This is a genomic window from Cellulosimicrobium sp. CUA-896 (assembly GCF_001942335.1).
Taxonomy (GTDB): domain Bacteria; phylum Actinomycetota; class Actinomycetes; order Actinomycetales; family Cellulomonadaceae; genus Cellulosimicrobium.
In genome coordinates this window covers 37,178-53,003 of record NZ_MKKH01000020.1, presented here as the reverse complement: position 1 = coordinate 53,003, position 15,826 = coordinate 37,178, and the positions used below count along the sequence as shown (strand labels likewise).

18 protein-coding genes and 3 pseudogenes are annotated in these 15,826 nt (G+C 75.3%); 8 read left to right on the top strand and 13 right to left on the bottom strand.

Going from position 1 to position 15,826, the window contains the following annotated elements; genetic code table 11:
* The coding region (locus BJF88_RS19565; protein WP_255371884.1) for an Ig-like domain-containing protein at positions 1-671 on the top strand (671 nt) is incomplete at its 5' end.
* Positions 672-698: 27 nt separating this feature from the next.
* Here the strand turns inward: BJF88_RS19565 and BJF88_RS08040 are convergent.
* The 3 genes and pseudogenes from BJF88_RS08040 to BJF88_RS23305 all read right to left on the bottom strand — a co-directional run.
* Entirely contained in the window at positions 699-1,214 is a 516-nt protein-coding gene (locus BJF88_RS08040) for a DinB family protein (protein WP_075828428.1), read from the bottom strand.
* 237 nt (positions 1,215-1,451) lie between these two features.
* Positions 1,452-1,967: a zinc-binding dehydrogenase gene (locus BJF88_RS21785; protein WP_255371883.1), complete on the bottom strand. Its 516-nt coding sequence runs from the start codon at positions 1,965-1,967 to the stop codon at positions 1,452-1,454.
* 182 nt (positions 1,968-2,149) lie between these two features.
* A pseudogene (locus tag BJF88_RS23305) lies at positions 2,150-2,641 on the bottom strand (alcohol dehydrogenase catalytic domain-containing protein); the annotation flags it as partial.
* Between BJF88_RS23305 and BJF88_RS08030 the strand changes: the two are divergent.
* Positions 2,595-4,489: pseudogene (locus tag BJF88_RS08030) on the top strand (cation:proton antiporter). The pseudogenes BJF88_RS23305 and BJF88_RS08030 overlap by 47 nt on opposite strands.
* Before the next feature lie 120 nt (positions 4,490-4,609).
* On the opposite strand, the gene BJF88_RS20355 reads toward BJF88_RS08030, so the two are convergent.
* The 8 genes from BJF88_RS20355 to BJF88_RS07995 form a co-directional block, all read right to left on the bottom strand.
* The gene (locus tag BJF88_RS20355; RefSeq protein ID WP_075828427.1) at positions 4,610-5,443 is read right to left on the bottom strand and encodes a zf-HC2 domain-containing protein; all 834 of its coding nucleotides are present in this window, start codon (positions 5,441-5,443) and stop codon (positions 4,610-4,612) included.
* The gene (locus BJF88_RS08020; protein WP_075828426.1) at positions 5,440-5,982 is read right to left on the bottom strand and encodes a sigma-70 family RNA polymerase sigma factor; all 543 of its coding nucleotides are present in this window, start codon (positions 5,980-5,982) and stop codon (positions 5,440-5,442) included. The genes BJF88_RS20355 and BJF88_RS08020 overlap by 4 nt, the downstream gene beginning before the upstream one ends.
* A gap of 5 nt (positions 5,983-5,987) precedes the next feature.
* A complete protein-coding gene (locus tag BJF88_RS23300; protein ID WP_369824517.1) occupies positions 5,988-6,332 on the bottom strand; it encodes a YceI family protein in 345 nt (114 codons plus the stop codon).
* Positions 6,329-6,661 (bottom strand): hypothetical protein, encoded by a 333-nt coding sequence (locus BJF88_RS23295; RefSeq protein WP_369824516.1) that lies wholly within the window; start codon positions 6,659-6,661, stop codon positions 6,329-6,331. Before BJF88_RS23295 ends, BJF88_RS23300 begins: the two co-directional genes overlap by 4 nt.
* Positions 6,662-6,764: 103 nt before the next feature.
* Entirely contained in the window at positions 6,765-7,193 is a 429-nt protein-coding gene (locus tag BJF88_RS08010; RefSeq protein WP_255371882.1) for a VOC family protein, read from the bottom strand.
* 4 nt (positions 7,194-7,197) lie between these two features.
* The gene (locus BJF88_RS08005) at positions 7,198-7,980 is read right to left on the bottom strand and encodes a deoxyribonuclease IV (RefSeq protein WP_075828425.1); all 783 of its coding nucleotides are present in this window, start codon (positions 7,978-7,980) and stop codon (positions 7,198-7,200) included.
* A 9-nt stretch (positions 7,981-7,989) separates the two neighbouring features.
* Positions 7,990-8,841, bottom strand: coding sequence for an RDD family protein (locus BJF88_RS08000; RefSeq protein WP_158068903.1), 852 nt, complete (start codon positions 8,839-8,841; stop codon positions 7,990-7,992).
* Positions 8,842-9,161: 320 nt separating this feature from the next.
* Positions 9,162-9,422: a hypothetical protein gene (locus tag BJF88_RS07995; protein ID WP_075828423.1), complete on the bottom strand. Its 261-nt coding sequence runs from the start codon at positions 9,420-9,422 to the stop codon at positions 9,162-9,164.
* Between the two features lie 318 nt (positions 9,423-9,740).
* On the opposite strand from BJF88_RS07995, the gene BJF88_RS19560 reads away from it, so the two are divergent.
* From BJF88_RS19560 to BJF88_RS07985, 3 genes are all read left to right on the top strand, one after another.
* Positions 9,741-9,890: a hypothetical protein gene (locus BJF88_RS19560; protein WP_158068902.1), complete on the top strand. Its 150-nt coding sequence runs from the start codon at positions 9,741-9,743 to the stop codon at positions 9,888-9,890.
* Between the two features lie 49 nt (positions 9,891-9,939).
* Positions 9,940-10,464: a hypothetical protein gene (locus BJF88_RS07990; RefSeq protein ID WP_075828422.1), complete on the top strand. Its 525-nt coding sequence runs from the start codon at positions 9,940-9,942 to the stop codon at positions 10,462-10,464.
* Positions 10,465-10,758: 294 nt separating this feature from the next.
* Entirely contained in the window at positions 10,759-11,850 is a 1,092-nt protein-coding gene (locus BJF88_RS07985; protein WP_075828421.1) for a type I restriction endonuclease, read from the top strand.
* 116 nt (positions 11,851-11,966) lie between these two features.
* Here the strand turns inward: BJF88_RS07985 and BJF88_RS07980 are convergent, their stop codons facing one another.
* Positions 11,967-12,671, bottom strand: coding sequence for a lytic transglycosylase domain-containing protein (locus BJF88_RS07980; RefSeq protein ID WP_083648981.1), 705 nt, complete (start codon positions 12,669-12,671; stop codon positions 11,967-11,969).
* Between the two features lie 282 nt (positions 12,672-12,953).
* Between BJF88_RS07980 and BJF88_RS07975 the strand changes: the two genes are divergently transcribed.
* From BJF88_RS07975 to BJF88_RS21775, 3 genes are read left to right on the top strand one after another with little or no spacing between them, the layout of a single operon-like run.
* Positions 12,954-13,295, top strand: coding sequence for a DUF3140 domain-containing protein (locus tag BJF88_RS07975; protein ID WP_075828420.1), 342 nt, complete (start codon positions 12,954-12,956; stop codon positions 13,293-13,295).
* A 43-nt stretch (positions 13,296-13,338) separates the two neighbouring features.
* The gene (locus tag BJF88_RS21780) at positions 13,339-13,701 is read left to right on the top strand and encodes a carbohydrate kinase family protein (protein WP_255371881.1); all 363 of its coding nucleotides are present in this window, start codon (positions 13,339-13,341) and stop codon (positions 13,699-13,701) included.
* A complete protein-coding gene (locus BJF88_RS21775; protein ID WP_255371880.1) occupies positions 13,680-14,285 on the top strand; it encodes a PfkB family carbohydrate kinase in 606 nt (201 codons plus the stop codon). Before BJF88_RS21780 ends, BJF88_RS21775 begins: the two co-directional genes overlap by 22 nt.
* Before the next feature lie 54 nt (positions 14,286-14,339).
* Here the strand turns inward: BJF88_RS21775 and BJF88_RS21770 are convergent.
* Positions 14,340-15,742: pseudogene (locus BJF88_RS21770) on the bottom strand (FAD-binding oxidoreductase).
* Between the last annotated feature and the right edge of the window lie 84 nt (positions 15,743-15,826).

The following is a 15,826-nucleotide window of genomic DNA, read 5'->3' as shown; positions in this document are numbered from 1 at the left end:
CCGGAGCCGACACCGGACCCGGAGCCGACACCGGACCCGGAGCCGACACCGGACCGGAGCCGACGCCGGACCCGGAGCCACCCGCGCCGGAGGTCGCCCCGCTCGTCGTGTCGTCCGCGCCGCCCGCCGGCGCGCTGACCGTGTTCCCGGTCGTGCGCGGGACGGGCGATCCCGGCGCGCTCGTACGGGTCACGGACCGGCACGGTGAGGTCGTGGCGAGCGCGACCGTCACCCCGGACGGCGGGTGGGAGGTCGCCGTGACCCGCCTCGCCGGCGTCGGCGAGCACGCGCTGCACGTCGCCCAGGTCGTCGGGGACGAGGCCTCGACGCCGTCGGCGCTCGGCCCGTACGTCTTCGACCTGCCGCGCGTGCTGTCACCGGGCCCCGGCGAGCTCGTCGCCGGGCAGCTCGGCGGCTGGTCCTGGTCGGGTCCGCTCTACACGACCGACATCGTCCTGGACGGCACGCCGGGGCTGCGCGTCGAGGCGTTCCTCGACGGCCGGCCGACCGGTACCGTCCACACGCTCGGCGACGCACCTCTCGTGCGCCAGGCCCGCGACCTCGCGCCCGGCGGCCACACGCTCTCGGTGCGCGTCGTCGACCCGGCCGCACCGGGCCCCGGCTACGGCCCGACCGTGACGGTGCCGTTCACGCTCGTCGGCCTGCTCTGAGCCGACCGGTCTCAGGCCCGCGCGGTCTCACGCGCGCGCCGTGCGCTCGAGCACGCCCCGCACGTAGGCGGCCTGGCCCGCGTGCTCCAGGCTGTCCACGGCGACGCTCACCAGGCGCGCCCCCAGCGTGATGGGCGGGTCCCAGCTCTCGTCGACGACACGGTCGAGGTCGGCGTCGGAGAGCGAGCCGAGCACGTCGGCCGACTCCGCCTGGACGGCGTGCACGTACCCGAGGAGCTCGTCGGCGCTCGCTCGGACCTGCGCCACCTCGTCCGGCGACTGCCCGTAGCCCGACGCCGAGTCGTCGAACGGCAGGTCCAGCCGGCGGGCCCACCCGTCACGCGTCCACACCTCCTCGCGCCCCACGGCTGCGGCGACCTGGGTGTCCTGGCCACGGGCGAGGTGCCACGCGAGCCACGCGATCGTGTTCGCCCCGGGGTCCAGCCGCGCCGTGAGCGCGTCCTCGTCGAGTCCCTCGACCGCCCGGTCGGCCGTCGGTCCGATGCGTCCGAACAGGTCCTCCAGCAGTGCGCGCGCGTCCACGTCTCACCTCTCGTCGGTCGATCGGGTGCACGTGCAGCCTCTCCGCCACCGCGCCTCCCCGCGACCCGGGCCACCACCCGGGACCGCCGAGCCCCGGGTTGTGTACCGCCGGGACCGCCGAGCCCTGGGTTGCGTACCGCCCGGCCTGCCGAGCCCCGGGTTGTGTACCGATCAGGGCCGCGAACGGCGCACGACCCGGGGTTCGGCACCGACAGCGTGCGGTACGGAGCGGCGGCCTCACGCGAACGTGACGACGACGGTCCCCGCCTTGTGCCCGTGCTCGACGTGGCGGTGCGCCGCGGCGATCTCCTCGAGCGGGTACGCGGTGTCGACGACGGGGCGCAGCGCACCCTCGACCCCGAGGCGCAGCGCGGTGCGCAGGTCCTCGCTCTTCTGCGCCTCCGACCGCAGCCCGGTGAAGGCGACCACGCCGCGCCGGCCTCGCGTGCGTCGACTCGTCCACAGGGTTCGCCACAGGATCGCCGGCGACGGCACCGTCACGAGGTACACGCCGTCGTCCGTGAGCAGGTGACGGCAGCGCCGGTACGAGCTCGCGCCCGCGACGTCGAGCACGACGTCGTACCGGTCCCGGCGCGCCGTGACGTCCTCCGCGGTGCGGTCGACCACCTCGGCCGCACCGAGGTCGCGGACCAGGTCGACGCCGCGCGGTCCGCACACCGCGGTGACGCGCGCCCCGGCGTGCACGGCGATCTGCACCGCGGCCGTGCCGACGCACCCCGACGCGCCGACCACGAGCACCGACTGCCCCGCCGGACCCGGCCGTGCACCTGGAGGAAGGGCAGCGCCGTCAGAGGTCCGGACGCCAGCACGGCGGCGTCGACGTCGCTCAGCGCGTCGGGCACCGGCTCGAGCACGCCGTCCTCGCGGAGCACGACCAGCTCGGCGTGCGCACCCGCTCCCATGCGCGTGACGCCGACGACGCGGTCCCCGACCGCGAACCGGGTCACCCCGGGTCCGACGGCGACCACCTCGCCCGCGACCTCGCCGCCGAGCACCGGGTACCGCGGTCGGCGCAGCCCGAAGGCGAGGCGCGCGAACCACGGCCTGCCCGACCGCGCGGCGACGAGCGCGGCCTCGAGCGTGCTGGCTTGGTTGCGCACGAGCACCTCGCCCGGGCCCGGCTCGGGCGCCGGGACCTCACGGACCCGCACCACCTCGGGCGGGCCGTACGTCGTGGACACCGCTGCTCTAATGGCACCGCCCTCTCTCGCGGAGGTCACGTCCAGTAGACACGGTGCAGCGGGCTTGCGACACCCCGTGACGGCGACCGCGTCGACCGGGCGCCGTCGGGCACGCCAGTCGGTACGTTGGAGCGGCCGGCGGCGCTCGCGGCGGCGGACATCGCGGACGGAGGGTCGGATGGAGTTCCCGTTCCAGCTCACGGAGGACGAGATCCTCACGCTCATCGCGCTCGCGGTGTCGGCGCTCGCGGCGATCGTGGCGGTGAACGTGCTCGCCCCGAAGGCGGGGGTCGCGGCACCGCTCGTGCTCGTGCTGCTCGGTATCGGGGTGAGCTTCCTGCCGTGGGTCCCGGCCATCGAGGTCGAGCCGGAGTGGATCCTCGCGGGGGTGCTGCCGCCGCTGCTCTACTCGTCGGCGGTGAGCATGCCGACGATGGACTTCCGCCGCGACTTCACCGCGATCGGCGGGCTGTCCGTGGCGCTGGTCGTCATCAGCTCGGTGCTCCTCGGCCTGCTGTTCACGGTGCTCGTGCCCGGCATCCCGCTGTCCACGGGGATCGCGCTCGGGGCGATCGTCAGCCCGACGGACGCCGTCGCGACGTCGATCGTCAAGCGGCTCGGGGCGTCGCCGCGCGCCGTGACGGTCCTCGAAGGGGAGAGCCTGCTCAACGACGCGTCCGCGCTCGTGCTGCTGCGCTCGGCGATCGCGCGACGGCAGCGAGCGTGTCGCTGTGGTCCGTCGCCGGGGAGTTCCTGCTGGCCGTGGTCGTCGCGGTCGCGGTCGGGTCCGCGGTCGGCCTCGTGGGTCTGTTCGTCCGCGCGCGGCTGGCGCGGCCGTCGCTCAGCGTCGCCGTGTCGTTCGTCGTCCCGTTCGTCGCGTACCTGCCGACGGAGCGGCTCGGGGCGTCGGGGCTCGTCGCCGTCGTCACGGCCGGCCTCGTGACGGGCCACGGGGCGGCGAGGCACCTGCGTCCGCAGGACCGGATCTCGGAGGCGTCGAACTGGCGGACCGTCGAGCTGCTCCTCGAGGGCGGGGTGTTCCTCCTCATGGGGCTCGAGCTGTTCGCGCTCGTCGAGGACGTCGTCGACGAGCGGGGCGACCTGTGGGGCGCGGTCGGGGTCGCCGCCCTCACGATCGTCGCGGTGCTGCTCGTCCGCGCCGCGTACGTGCTGCCGCTCGTGCGGTCCGCCGGGCGCCGCGCGCGGCGGGGCGAGCAGGTCCGGGGGGCCATCACGGGGATCCAGCGGCGGCTGGACGAGAAGTTCGGGCCCGACGGCGCCCCGCGGGACCCGACCGCGAGCGCGGCGGACGGCGCAGGCACCGGCGTCACGGCGCAGATGCGGGCGATCGACCCGCGGCTGGCCGGGCCGGCCCCGTCGCTGCACGCACCGCGCGGCCGGTCGGCGCGGCAAGCCGACCCACAGGAGCGCGTCGGGCGGGCGCGCAGCGTGCTGCGGCGACGAGTCGCCGACATCGACTATCTGCGCGAGCAGCCGCTCGGGCCGCGCGAGGGTGTGCTGCTGGTCTGGGCCGGCATGCGCGGCGTCGTCACGGTCGCCGCCGCGCAGTCCCTGCCGGCGGAGACGGCGCACCGGTCGTTCCTCGTCCTCGTCGCGTTCACGGTGGCCGCGGGGAGCCTCCTGCTCCAGGGCGGCACGCTCCCGTGGGTCGTGCGGCGGCTCGGGCTCGCGGGCGGCGTCTCGCCCGGCGACGTCGACCAGCGGGCCGTGCGCGCCGAGCTCGACGCCGCGGCCGCCTCCGTGGTCGACGCGCCCGACCTGCGCCGCACCGACGGACGGTCCTTCGACCCCGGGGTGGTCTCGCGCGTGCGCCGCGACGTCGTGCGCGAGCTCGAGACGCGCGACACGGACGCGGCGACGTCGGCCGACGTCTTCGCCCAGTACAAGGAGCTGCGCCTACGGGCGATCGCGGCCCAGCGCGACGTGCTGCTCGACGCCCGCTCGTCCGGCGTCTACAGCTCGCAGGCCCTCAGCCACGCGCTCGACCTGCTCGACGCCGAGCAGATCGACCTCGAGCTGCGCCGCGGGCCCGTCGTCGTCGACGACGGCTGAGCCCCGGTGCCGGCGGCGGCCCCAGGAGAGCAGGGGCGCGAGATAGAACTTCCGGTCGCGAGGTAGAACCCGCCGCGTTCTACCTCGCGACCGCGCGTTCTACCTCGCGACGGGACCCGCTCAGACGGGCGGGCGGACGTCCGCGGCGGCGAGCGGCCGGTCGAGCCCCGTGACGCCGAGCTCCAGGCGCGCGATGCCGTCGAGCGGGACCGCCGACGACGCCCCGAGCCCGTCCGAGCGCCCGGCCTGCGTCGCGGACCACGTCGCGACGACCTCACGGGCGCCCGTGTCGTCGACGAGCACGAGCTCGTAGGTGCCGCCCGCTCCGGCGTCCGCCGGGTAGGAGCACGACCAGTCGAGCCGCGTCCCCCACGCCACGGGCGTGAGCACGAGCTCGGCGCGCACGTCCGTGCCGTCGACGGGCAGCAGCTCGACGGTCGTGGCCGGCGTCACCGGCGCGCCCGGGGCCCGCTCCGCGGGCGACGCCACGGGGTCGGGTTCCGCGCCGGGCCACCCCGCGAGCACCGCACCCGTCGCGCCCCCGGCCACGACGAGGGCGACGGCCGCGGCGGCGAGCAGCCCGCGGCGTCGGGCACGCCGGTGGCGCGACCTCGCGGCCAGGTCGGAGAGCGGGACGACGTCGGCGTCCCGTCCGGGCTGCCCGCCCGCCCCGCCGTCCGACGCACCGCGCGTCGCGCCGTCCGCCCCACCGTCCTCGCCGCGTCCCCGAGGGGCTGCGGGGCGCGCGTCGGGGTCGGCGAGCGCCGTCGCGTGCTCTGGGGTGAGCATGCCGAGGATCCCGGGCATGCCCGCGAGCGCGGCCACGGACTCACGGCACGCCGCACATGTCGCGAGGTGCCGCTCGAAGTCGCGGCGTTCCTGCGGACCGAGCGCGCCGAGGACGTAGGCGGCGTCCCAGTCGTGGTACGGGTCCGGGGGAGGGGCGGTGGTCATGAGGTGACTCCCTTCTCCTGCAGCGCCAGGCGCAGCGCGCGGAGCGCGTAGTGCATGCGGGACTTCACGGTCCCGGGCGGCACCCCCTGCTCGGCCGCCAGCTCGGCGACCGACCGGCCGCGGTAGTAGGCGCCGACGACGACGGCGCGGTGCTCGGGCGAGAGCGCGACGAGCGCGTCGCCGACGAGCCAGGCGTCGAGGACGGCCTGCGTCGCGTCGTCCTCGCCGTGCTCGGGCAGGTGCGGGCTCGCGAGCTCGCGCCGGTGGTGCGCGCGCCGCGAGTCGTCGACGACGAGGTTCCGCGCGACGGTGAACAACCACGCGCGCACCGACCCCTCGGGCCGCTCGAGCACCTCCGGGTGGCTCCACGCACGCAGCAGCGTCTCCTGCACGACGTCCTGGGCGCGGGCGTCGTCGGTCAGCCGGGCGACGTACCGGTGCAGTGCCGCCCCGTGCGCCGCGTGGACCGCGCGCAGCAGCTCGTCGGCGACCGGTCCCGCGGACCCGACCGTCGTCCCGGTCCCGTCGTCGGTGACCACCGTGCTCAGGAGGCCTGCGTGAGGGCGAGGCTGAACTCGACGCTGCCCGTGTCCTCGACCTCGACGAACCCGAGGCTGGGCGCCTCGACGCCGTAGTCGGCGAAGGTGATCGGGATGTCCCCGATCACCTGGACGTCGTCGCCGCTCGTGCCGATCTGCGCGTCGACCGTGACGGGCTGCGTCACCCCACGGATCGTCAGGTCGCCGGCGAGCTCGACCGCGCCCGCGGCGTCGGGCACGTCGACCGGCTCGGTGAGGACGAACGTCGCGGTCGGGTGCTCGCCGACCTGGAGGGCGGTGTCGCGGAAGTAGGCGTCGCGGTTGGCCACGTCGGTCGCCACCGTCGTCATGTCGACGACCACCTCGCGTCCGTGAGGGACCCGTCGGCGAGCGTCACCGACCCGGTGACGTCCTCGGTGCGGCCCGTCACGGTCACGTCCTCGCCGTTGAGGATCTCGTCGAGCCGGTACCCCGCGAAGGAGCCGGCGCCGACGTCCCAGGTCCCCTCGAGCGCATCGGCGTCGAGCGTGCTGCCGGTCGCGGCGTCGAGCGTCGGCGCGGCCTGCGCGCGGTCCTCGGACCAGTCGGCGTAGAGCCCGGGACCGAACACGACCGCCGCTCCTCCCAGCACGACCACCGCGGCACCGACCCCCAGCAGGACCGTCGTCCTCGTGCGCACGTGCGTCTCCCTCCGTCGTGGTGCGCCGCGCCCCCTGCGCGACACGTCGTCACCCGGTAGACGGGACGGGGCGCCGTCCGGTTCACCCGGGGCCGCACGAGGTTCAGGGCAGCGGGGCGCAGAGGCAGAACGGGTGGCCCTCGGGGTCGGCGTAGACGCGGAACGGGTCCTCGGGGTGGCCCTCCTCCTCGGGCGTGCCGGTGAGCGGCGTCGCCCCGCACGCGAGCGCGTGCTCGTGCGCGGCGTCGAGGTCGGGGACGCGGAGGTCGACGTGCACGCGTGCGCCGCCGGGCCACGGCGGCACGGTCGCGTCGGAGCGCTGGAACGCGAGCCGCGTGATGCCGTCGCCGGGGGACTCGAGCGTGAGCCAGTCGTCGCCGGCCGGGTCGGGCGCCTCGTGGCCCGGCGTCCACGCCCACCCGGTGAGCCGGTGGTAGAAGTCCGCGAGCGCCCGCGGGTCGCGCGCGTCGATCGTCACGTTGCGCAGCGGCATCGGGATCGCGGGGCCCGTGGGCGGGTGCGGCGCGTCCACCGGCTCAGCCCACCGTCTCGCGCAGCCACGCGACGTCCGCGGGGACGTCGGCGTGCGTCTCGCAGACGACGGAGGTGTCCGCCGCCCGCACGACGCCGAGCAGCAGCTCGGGGTCGATCGTCCCGGCGGTGAGGCTCGCGTGCCGGTCGGCACCGGACCCGGCGGCGTCGCGGCTGTTGTTGAGGTGCACGAGGTCGACGCGCCCAGTGATCGCGCGGACCTGCTCGACGGCGGTGGTCAGGTCGATGCCGCCCGCCCAGGCGTGGCACGTGTCGAGGCAGAAGCCGACGTTGTCCGCCCCGTCGGCCTGCTGGACCGCGGCCCACAGCCCCTCGATGCGCTCGAGCCGGCGGGCCATGGAGAAGTCGCCGCCCGCCGTGTTCTCGATGTAGACGGTGATGTCCGTCTCGAGCGCGTCGATCGCCTTGCGCCAGTTGTCGAACCCCTTCGCGGGGTCGTCCTTGCCGGTGACGTGGCCGCCGTGCACGACGAGGCCCGTCGCGCCGACCGCCGACGCGCCGTCGGCCATCTGCTGCAGGAGCTTGCGGCTCGGGATGCGGATCCGGTTGTTCGTCGACGCCACGTTGATGACGTACGGCGCGTGCACGACGAGCTGGAGGTCGGCCTCCGCGGCGTCGGCCTTGAGCGCCTCGGCGCCGCCGGGGTACGTGAACTCGGGGCCCTTCCACGACTGGGGGTCGCCCAGGAAGATCTGCGCGACGTCCGCCCCGAGGGCGCGGGCCTGCGCGATGACGTCCGACTGGTCGAGGTGGGCTCCGATCCGCATGGCCCCAACCTACGCGGCGGGACCGACGTCCGTCGTGGTGCAGGACGCGACCTCGGCGCCGTCCACGAGCATGCGCGTCGTGAGCGACCAGCCGTCCGGGTAGCGCTCCACGACGTCGCCCGGGACGCGGGCGGTGTCGGAGGGCACCTGCTCGCCGGTCCACGTGTCGGCGCGCTCCGCCGGGTCCTGCACGACGGTGAACGGGTCGCCGCCCTGCCGGTCGGTGATGGTCGCCTCGAGCCGCACCCGCTGGTTCCCGGGCCGCGGGTCGAACCACTCCCAGCGCGCGTCGACGGGGTCCGGCTCCTGCGGCTCGTCCCGCGTGACCCACAGGCGGGTCTGCGTGGACCAGCTCTCCTCGAGGGTGACGGACACCGCGGTCGGCGCGACGCCCGGGCCCGGGGCGTCGAACGTGCACCGCGCGTCGAGCACGAGCGCCGAGCCGCCGCTGGACGTGTACGACGTGGAGAACCCGATTCCCAGCGCGCACACGAGGCCCGCGGCGACGCTCACGACGGTCGAGCGGGCCGCGCTCGGCGGGTGCCGGAAGCGGGCGAACCACGGGTGCGGCGGGGGTTCGCGCGTCTGGACGGCGACGGTCCCGACGACCGAGTCCGCGACGGTGCGACGCTCGGCGTGCCACAGCGGACGCAGGTAGCCGATGAGCAGGATCGCGTCCAGCAGGTGCGCGACGACGCGCAGCACCGCGGCGAGGAATCCTGCCGGGCGACGCGTGTCCGCCCGCACGATCGCGACCCCCGCGACGCGCTTGCCGGGCGTCGCGCCCGCATATCCCTGGAGAGCGAGCATCGCGACGACGACGAGCACGAGGAGCGGGCTCGACGTCCACGGGGCGACCACCGTGTCCGACGGGGCGGTCTCCCCGACGCCGGGCGCGAGGTCGGGGGGACGCCGGCCGTGTCGAGCAGGAGCCACGTGGCGCCGGACAGGACCGCCAGGTCGAGGAGCGTGGCGACCACCCGGCGCGACCACGGCGCGTACGGGAGCGACCACGGGTCGATCGGCTCGGGCCCCGCGGGGACGGCGCCGTGCGGGGTGGCACCGGCAGACCCGTCCAGGCCGGTCGGTGCGGACGTCACGGGCTGCGGCACGGCGTCATCCTGGCAGACGCCTCAGGTCACGGGAAGGCCGAGCGGTCGTCGAGCGCCGACCGCGGTCGGTCAGTAGCCGGCGCTGCGCCGGATGACGTCGCGGCGCAGGTCGAGCAGCGCCGCGCGAGCGCGCCGACGGCGGTCGGCCGGGTCCACGGTCAGCTCGTCCCCGGCGTTCGCCGGCTGCCGCGGCCGGCCCGTGGCGGCGAGCCCGAGGTCGAGGTCCTCGAGGCGGGTGACGCGGTCGGCCCGTCGGGTGCGGGGACGTTCCGCGGGGTCCGGGGCCGTCGTCGTGCCGGGGGAGGAGAAGAGGGGGCGGTGGTCGGGCACGAGAGCCTCCGAGGGGTCGGACCGGCGGGACGCCCGTCGACCGGCGACGCGCCGGTCCGACGGTGGCTGGTGCGCCGGTCCTGTGACCGGCGCACGACCATCGTCCGACCGCGACGTTTCTCCCGGTCGACCACCGCGTTTCCTCCGTGTTGCAGCTCGTGGGCCGTCGGACGACGTGCCGGGCGCGATCGCCTTCGGTCGGCGGGCGTACGGCTGAGCGCCGGGGACGGGGCATAGAGGGCGCTGACCCACCGCGCCGCGGCGGGTCCAGGACGGACGCCGTTCCCGGACGGGAGGCGGAGGGAGATCGGGATGCGCATGAGCTGGTCCGCGGGCGCGGTCGGCGACGTCGACGCGTCCGGTCACCGCGACGAGCTGCCGGACGGGACGACGACCCCCCGTCCACCGAGCGCCGCGGAGCCCGACGCCTCGCCGCCGACGGACGTCGACCCCGCCAGCGCCCCCTGACCCTCCGGCGGCATCGCCGCCGCCCGTGCCCCCGATCGGAGGTCCCGCCGTGACCCGCACGTCCGTCCACCAGGTCGTCCTGCCCACGCTGTGGGGCTACGCCACCCTGACCCGCCGCAGCCACCCCGCGCTCCCGCAGGGCGGCAGCACCCGCCGCGTGGACACCGTCCTGCCGCCCGTGCTCTCGCCGCACGAGCTGGCCGACTTCCACCGCCGGCTCCGCGCCCGCCCCGGCGCGCTGCGCCGCCCGACGGCGAAGCCCGCCGAGCGCCGCCTCCGCGAGGCGCTGCGCACCGCGATCGACGTGCGGACCACGGGCGTGCTCGAGCACAGCCCGCAGACGGACCTGTTCGGCCTGCACGACCTCGCCCTCGACTCCCTCGTCCGCGCCATGCGCACCGCGTCGACCCTGACCCTCGCCGAGCACGAGGAGGCGCTCGCCCGCCAGCTCGTGTGGTGCGGGTTCGTCGCCGCGCGCGACGGCGAGGTCGGCAACGCCCTCGACGCCGCGGCCGCGCTCCGCCAGCTCGCGACGCAGCACGCCGACGCGCGCAGCGGCGACGCCGCGGCCTGACCCGCTCCGACCGGACGGCGCCGCCCGGCGGTGGTCAGCGGACGACGGGGTCGATCGCGACCTCCGCCGACCACCGGGTGCCGCACCCCATCGGCTCGCTCTGCCACGGGACGCGCGCCTCGTGCATTTCGATCACGTCGCGTCCGTGAGCTGCTCGAGGCCCAGGATGACTCGAGTCGCCCTGCCTTTCGGGCTCGCACTATTCACCCGCAGCGGCGTCACGAGGCCCTTTTTCTCTGAAGTGGGGGCCATTAGGCTCCGGGCACGAGTAGATTCCGAGCGAGGGGTTTCAAGGTGGAGATCGGCGAGCGGTTGGCGTCGTTGGCGACGAAGGTCGAGCAGCAGAAGGCATCCATCGGTACGGAGGAAGCGACGAAGAACGCTTTCGTCATGCCGTTCATCTCCTTGGTGCTGGGATACGACGTGTTCAACCCCAGCGAGGTGATCCCGGAGTTCACCGCTGACGTCGGGACGAAGAAGGGCGAGAAGATCGACTACGCCATCGTGAAGGATGGCGAGCTGCAGATGCTTATCGAGGCCAAGACTGTTGGGGCACCGCTCAGCCTGAACCACGCCTCGCAGCTGTTCCGCTACTTCGCGACGACGAACGCACGTATCGCGATCCTCACCAACGGCCAGCACTTCCACTTCTTCACCGACCTCGACAAGCCCAACCGGATGGACGAGAAGCCGTTCCTCCAGCTGGACCTGCTCGACCTCGACGAGACGCTCATCCCCGAGGTGCAGAAGCTCACCAAGGACGCCTTCGATCTCGACTCGATCGTCAGCGCCGCCGAGGAGCTCAAGTACATCGGCGCGATCAAGCGCGCACTAACCTCCCAGTTCCGCGAGCCGGACGACGAGTGGGTCAAGGCGCTGACGAACCAGGTCTACGACGGCTCGTTCACGCAGAAGGTCAAGGAGCAGTTCCGCGTCCTGGTCACCAAGGCGATGAAGCAGTTCCTCGCCGACCAGGTCAACGACCGGCTCAAGGCAGCGCTCGGCGGCCAGACCTACACCGACGCGACCGTACCCATGACCGGGACCGAGGCCGCCGAGGAGAGCGTCGCCGATGCCAAGCCGTCCGACGAACGCGGCATCGAGACCACTCTCGAGGAGGTCGAGGGCTACCAGATCGTGCGGGCCATCGCCTGCAGCGAGGTCCCGCCGGCGCGCATCGTCCACCGCGACACCAAGAGCTACATGGGCATCCTGCTCGACGACAACAACCGCAAGCCGATCGCGCGCCTGCACTTCAACACCGGCCAGAAGTATCTCGGCCTGTTCGACGAGGACAAGGTCGAGACACGACACCCGATCACGTCTCTCGACGAGATCTACGAGCACGCCGAGCACATCCGCAAGACCGTGCACAACTATCTCTAGTCCTCGGCGCCCGATTGCCGCGACTACGCAGGCCCTGCACGGCCTCGGCAGCGGCAACCGCTCGTACTGCGGAGCACTCAATTCGTTCCGGTGCGCGCTCTAGCGATGTGCGTCCGTCACCCCTCGGCGGCCGGCGGTTCGGCGACCGCCGCAGCCTGATCGGCGACGTCGTGCGCGTACGGCCGGGACCGGTTGTACGCCGTGACGGCGGTGTTCCAGCCGTCGTCGGTGGTGAGCGTCCCGCCGCGCTCGCACAGGTAGGCGGCCGCGCTGAGGACGGCGTCGTCGACGTGGTGGGGGTCGGTCTCGCCGTCCCCGTCGCCGTCCTGCGCGTACTGCTCCCATGTCGTCGGGATGAACTGCATGGGCCCGACCGCGCGGTCCCACTCGTCGTCGCCGTCGAGGAGGCCGCCGTCGGTGTCCGGGATCGCCATCACGCCGTCGCTGCCGTCCAGCGGCACGCCGGTGATGGGCGGGGCCACCAGTCCGTCGGTCGACACGGACGACCCGCCGTAGCTGCCGTGGACGGACTCCACGGCACCGATCCCGGCCAGCGTGTTCCACCCGATGCCGCACTGCGGACGGTCGGTCGACATCCGTAGCGACGCGCCGGCGTAGGCCGCGACGACGCGCTCCGGGATCCCGGTGCGCTCGGCGGTGCGGGCGGCCCAGGCCGGGTCGGGGAGCTCGGCGATCGGCCGCTCGGCGAGCTCGGCATCGTCGAGGCCGCTCGCGGGGAGGTCCTGCGCGGGAGCGGCAGGGTAGCCGCGCTCCCGGTACGACGGCGGGTCGCCCGCCGTGGTGCACCCGGCGGCGAGCACGGCGAGGAGCGCGACCGCGGCTGCTCCGCGGGCTGCGCGTGCTGTGCGTGGGATCGTCGTCCTCCGGGGTTCGTCGCGCCGCCGAGGGAGGAGGTCGGCGCAGGCTTGCACGCTACGCGTCCTGACGATCGCACGGCCGGTCCCTCCCGAGACGTCCTCACAACCCCCACGCCTCGCCCGGCGCGCGTCTCGGCACCCCGCCGTCCGACGTGCCTGCGGGCGTGCATCTGCCTACGGTCGGGTGCGAGCACGGCTCCACGTGATCCAGGGGAAGGAGCGAGCATGACGAGCACCGACGAGAGCGGCGACCTGTGGCAGGAGTTCCACGACGTCGTGAACATGACCTCCCGGGAGCTGCGCGAGTGGCTCGCGACCGACGCCTCCGGCCCTGGCTCGGACGCCCTGCCGGACCAGGCGGGCGGCGACCTGTCGCGGGCGGTCCTGGAGATCCTCGGCAAGCGCCGCACGGACCTCACGCCCGCGGACGCGGAGGCGATGCGGCGCGTCGTCGACCGCATCACCGAGATCCGCGGGTCGGCGGAGGAGCCCACGGCGGGCGACACCGAGTGGCGGCACCGCCTCATGTCGCTCGGGCACGACCCGCTCAAGGACCCGGACGCCTGAGGGCCGCACCTCCCGCCCGAGCCCGCGGACGGACCGAGCGCGCGTGACGACCGGGTCGCCGACCGTCGTCGTGCTCGGGCAGGTCGCGCGCGACCTCGTCCTCGCCATCGACACGCTGCCGGACGGCGGAGGGTCGACGGCGGTGCGCGAGCGCCGGGAGCTGCTCGGCGGCAAGGGCGCGAACCAGGCGCTCGCGTGCCTGCGCCTCGGCCTCGACGCCGCGGTCGTGGGCGTGGTGGGCGACGACGACGCCGGTCGCGACGTGCTGGCCCAGGCGCGCGCGGACGGGCTCGACACCGACGGTGTGGTCCGGCGCGGTGGCTGCGCGACGGCGCTGCTCACGACGTCGTCGAGGCCGACGGCACGCGTCGGCTGCTCGAGGACGTGCCGTGCGGCACGCTGCTGACCGCGGCCGACGTCCGCGCGTCGGCGGCCCGGCTCGAGGCGGCGGACGCCGTGCTCCTGCAGCTCCAGCAGCCGCGCGCGGCGGTGCTCGAGGGACTGCGCACGGCCGCGCGCGCCGGGGCCCTGGTCGTGGCCGACGGCGCGCCGCCCGACGGCGACGTGCGCGAGCAGCTCCTCGCGCACGCGGACGTGCTGCGTGCCGACGCCGCCGAGACGGCCGCCCTCGTCGGGCGCGACCCCGGCGACGACGTCGCGTCGACGGTCGAGGCGGCGCGCGAGCTGTGCTCCGACGGACCCGGGCTCGTCGCGCTGGCGGCCGGCCGCGGGGAGAACGTCGTGGCGTGGGACGGCGGGCACGTCGTCATGCCGCCCCTCGACGGACCCGTGGCGGACCCGACCGGTGCGGGCGACGCGTTCACGGCCGCGCTCGCCGCGGGCCTCCTGCACGGGCGGGCGCACGAGGAGACGGCGTGGTGGGCGTCCGCCGCCGCCGTGCTCGCCGTGGGCACGGTCGGCGGGCGGCCGTCGTTCGACCTCGCGGCCGTCCAGGAGCGCGCCGCGCGGGCCCGGGTCGACGCGGGATAGGCGACCGCGCGCCGTCGGGCACCGGCACCCGGCCGGAGCCCGACGACGCGGCGGTCAGGCCCCGAAGGGGAAGCGCCCGTCCGGGTCGTACTGGCTCCGGACCTCACGCAGCCGTGCGAGCGTCTGGGGCGACCACGCCCGCGCGAGCATCTCCTCGGTCCACGGCGCCGGGAGGAAGTTGACGTTCGTCTCGCTCGCGGCCCACGGCGCCGACCACGCGGTGAAGTCCGCGAAGCTCGCGACCATCGCGGGGACGAGCGGCGGGTTCATGCCGACGAAGGCCAGCAGGTAGTCGCCGGTGCGCCCGCCCACGGCCGAGCCGCCGGGCACGTCCCGCGCCACGGCCCCGCCCAGGTGCCGGATCTCCGCGCCGAGGAACGGCGAGTCGCCCCCGGGGCCGTACGCGCCGAGGTACCGGTCGACGAACGCGTCGTCGATCGTGCGCAGCTCCGCGCCCGCGACCCACGACGGCCCCGGGTCGTCCGGGTCGGCGTGGATCGTCGCGATCGCCGCCGCCGGCATCTCGCCGATCGTGTCGACGAGCGCCGGTGCGACCGCGCGCAGCGGCGCGGCCAGGCGTTCGCCCTCGGCCGCGTCGCCGGGGTAGGCGAATCGGAGGTTGAGCACGGTCCGCCCCCGCAGCGGCTCGGGCACGAACGGCAGGTCGGGCAGCGAGAGGATCACGACGGAGGTCGTGACGTCGTCGGGCGCGGTCGTCGTCCAGCGCGTCCACGCGCGCAGCACGTCGGCGGCGTCCGCGCCGTCGACGGTGAGCGACCCGCCGTACAGGGTGCGCAGCGGGACGAGCTCGACGTCGACCCGCGTGACGATCCCGAGACCGCCCTTGCCGCCACGCAGCGCCCAGAACAGGTCGGGCTCGTGCTCCGCGGTCGTCTCGACCACGGACCCGTCCGCGAGCACGACACGGAGCCCGCGCACGCGGTCGGAGGAGGCGCCGTGGCTGCGCGCGAGCGGGCCGAGGCCGCCGCCGAGGAGGTAGCCGACGACGCCGACGCTGCCCGACGAGCCCGTGATCGGGGCGAGGCCGTGGCCGGCGGCCACCTCCACGACGGACCGCCAGCGGGTGCCGGCGCGATCCGCGCGACGCGCGTGGACGGGTCGATCTCGACGCCCGCGAGCGACTGGGTGTCGACCACGACGCCGTCGACGATCGGCGTGGCGCCGCCGTGGCCGGTCGCGTACGGACGGACGGTCAGGCCGTGCTCCGCCGCGAACCGCACGGTCTCGACGACGTCGCGCTCCGACGCGGCGAGCACGGCGAGCTGCGGGTCGTTGAGGATGAGGGTGCTGTGCGCGGGGACCGCGTCCCCCGGGGTGCGGCCGCCGTCGACGACCTCGCGCCGGGCGAGGACGGAACCGGTGACTCGGGTGCGGAGCGCGGCGACGTCGTCGGGCAGCGGTGCGGTCGTCGCGGACGACGAGACGGTGCTGGACATGCGGAACCTCCGGTCGATGGGCCGGCGCCTCGAGGCGCCCACACCGGAGGGACGGCCCGCGGCCGGCTCTGTGACATCGCAGGT

Excerpts from the sequence above, each read along its gene's own strand:
- BJF88_RS08005 (WP_075828425.1), bottom strand. The coding sequence starts at position 7,980 with ATGCGGATCGGAGCCCACCTCGACCAGTCGGACGTCATCGCGCAGGCC.
- BJF88_RS23300 (WP_369824517.1), bottom strand. The coding sequence starts at position 6,332 with ATGACGACGGTGGCGACCGACGTGGCCAACCGCGACGCCTACTTCCGC.
- BJF88_RS20355 (WP_075828427.1), bottom strand. The coding sequence starts at position 5,443 with ATGACCACCGCCCCTCCCCCGGACCCGTACCACGACTGGGACGCCGCC.
- BJF88_RS07975 (WP_075828420.1), top strand. The coding sequence starts at position 12,954 with ATGACGAGCACCGACGAGAGCGGCGACCTGTGGCAGGAGTTCCACGAC.
- BJF88_RS19560 (WP_158068902.1), top strand. The coding sequence starts at position 9,741 with ATGAGCTGGTCCGCGGGCGCGGTCGGCGACGTCGACGCGTCCGGTCAC.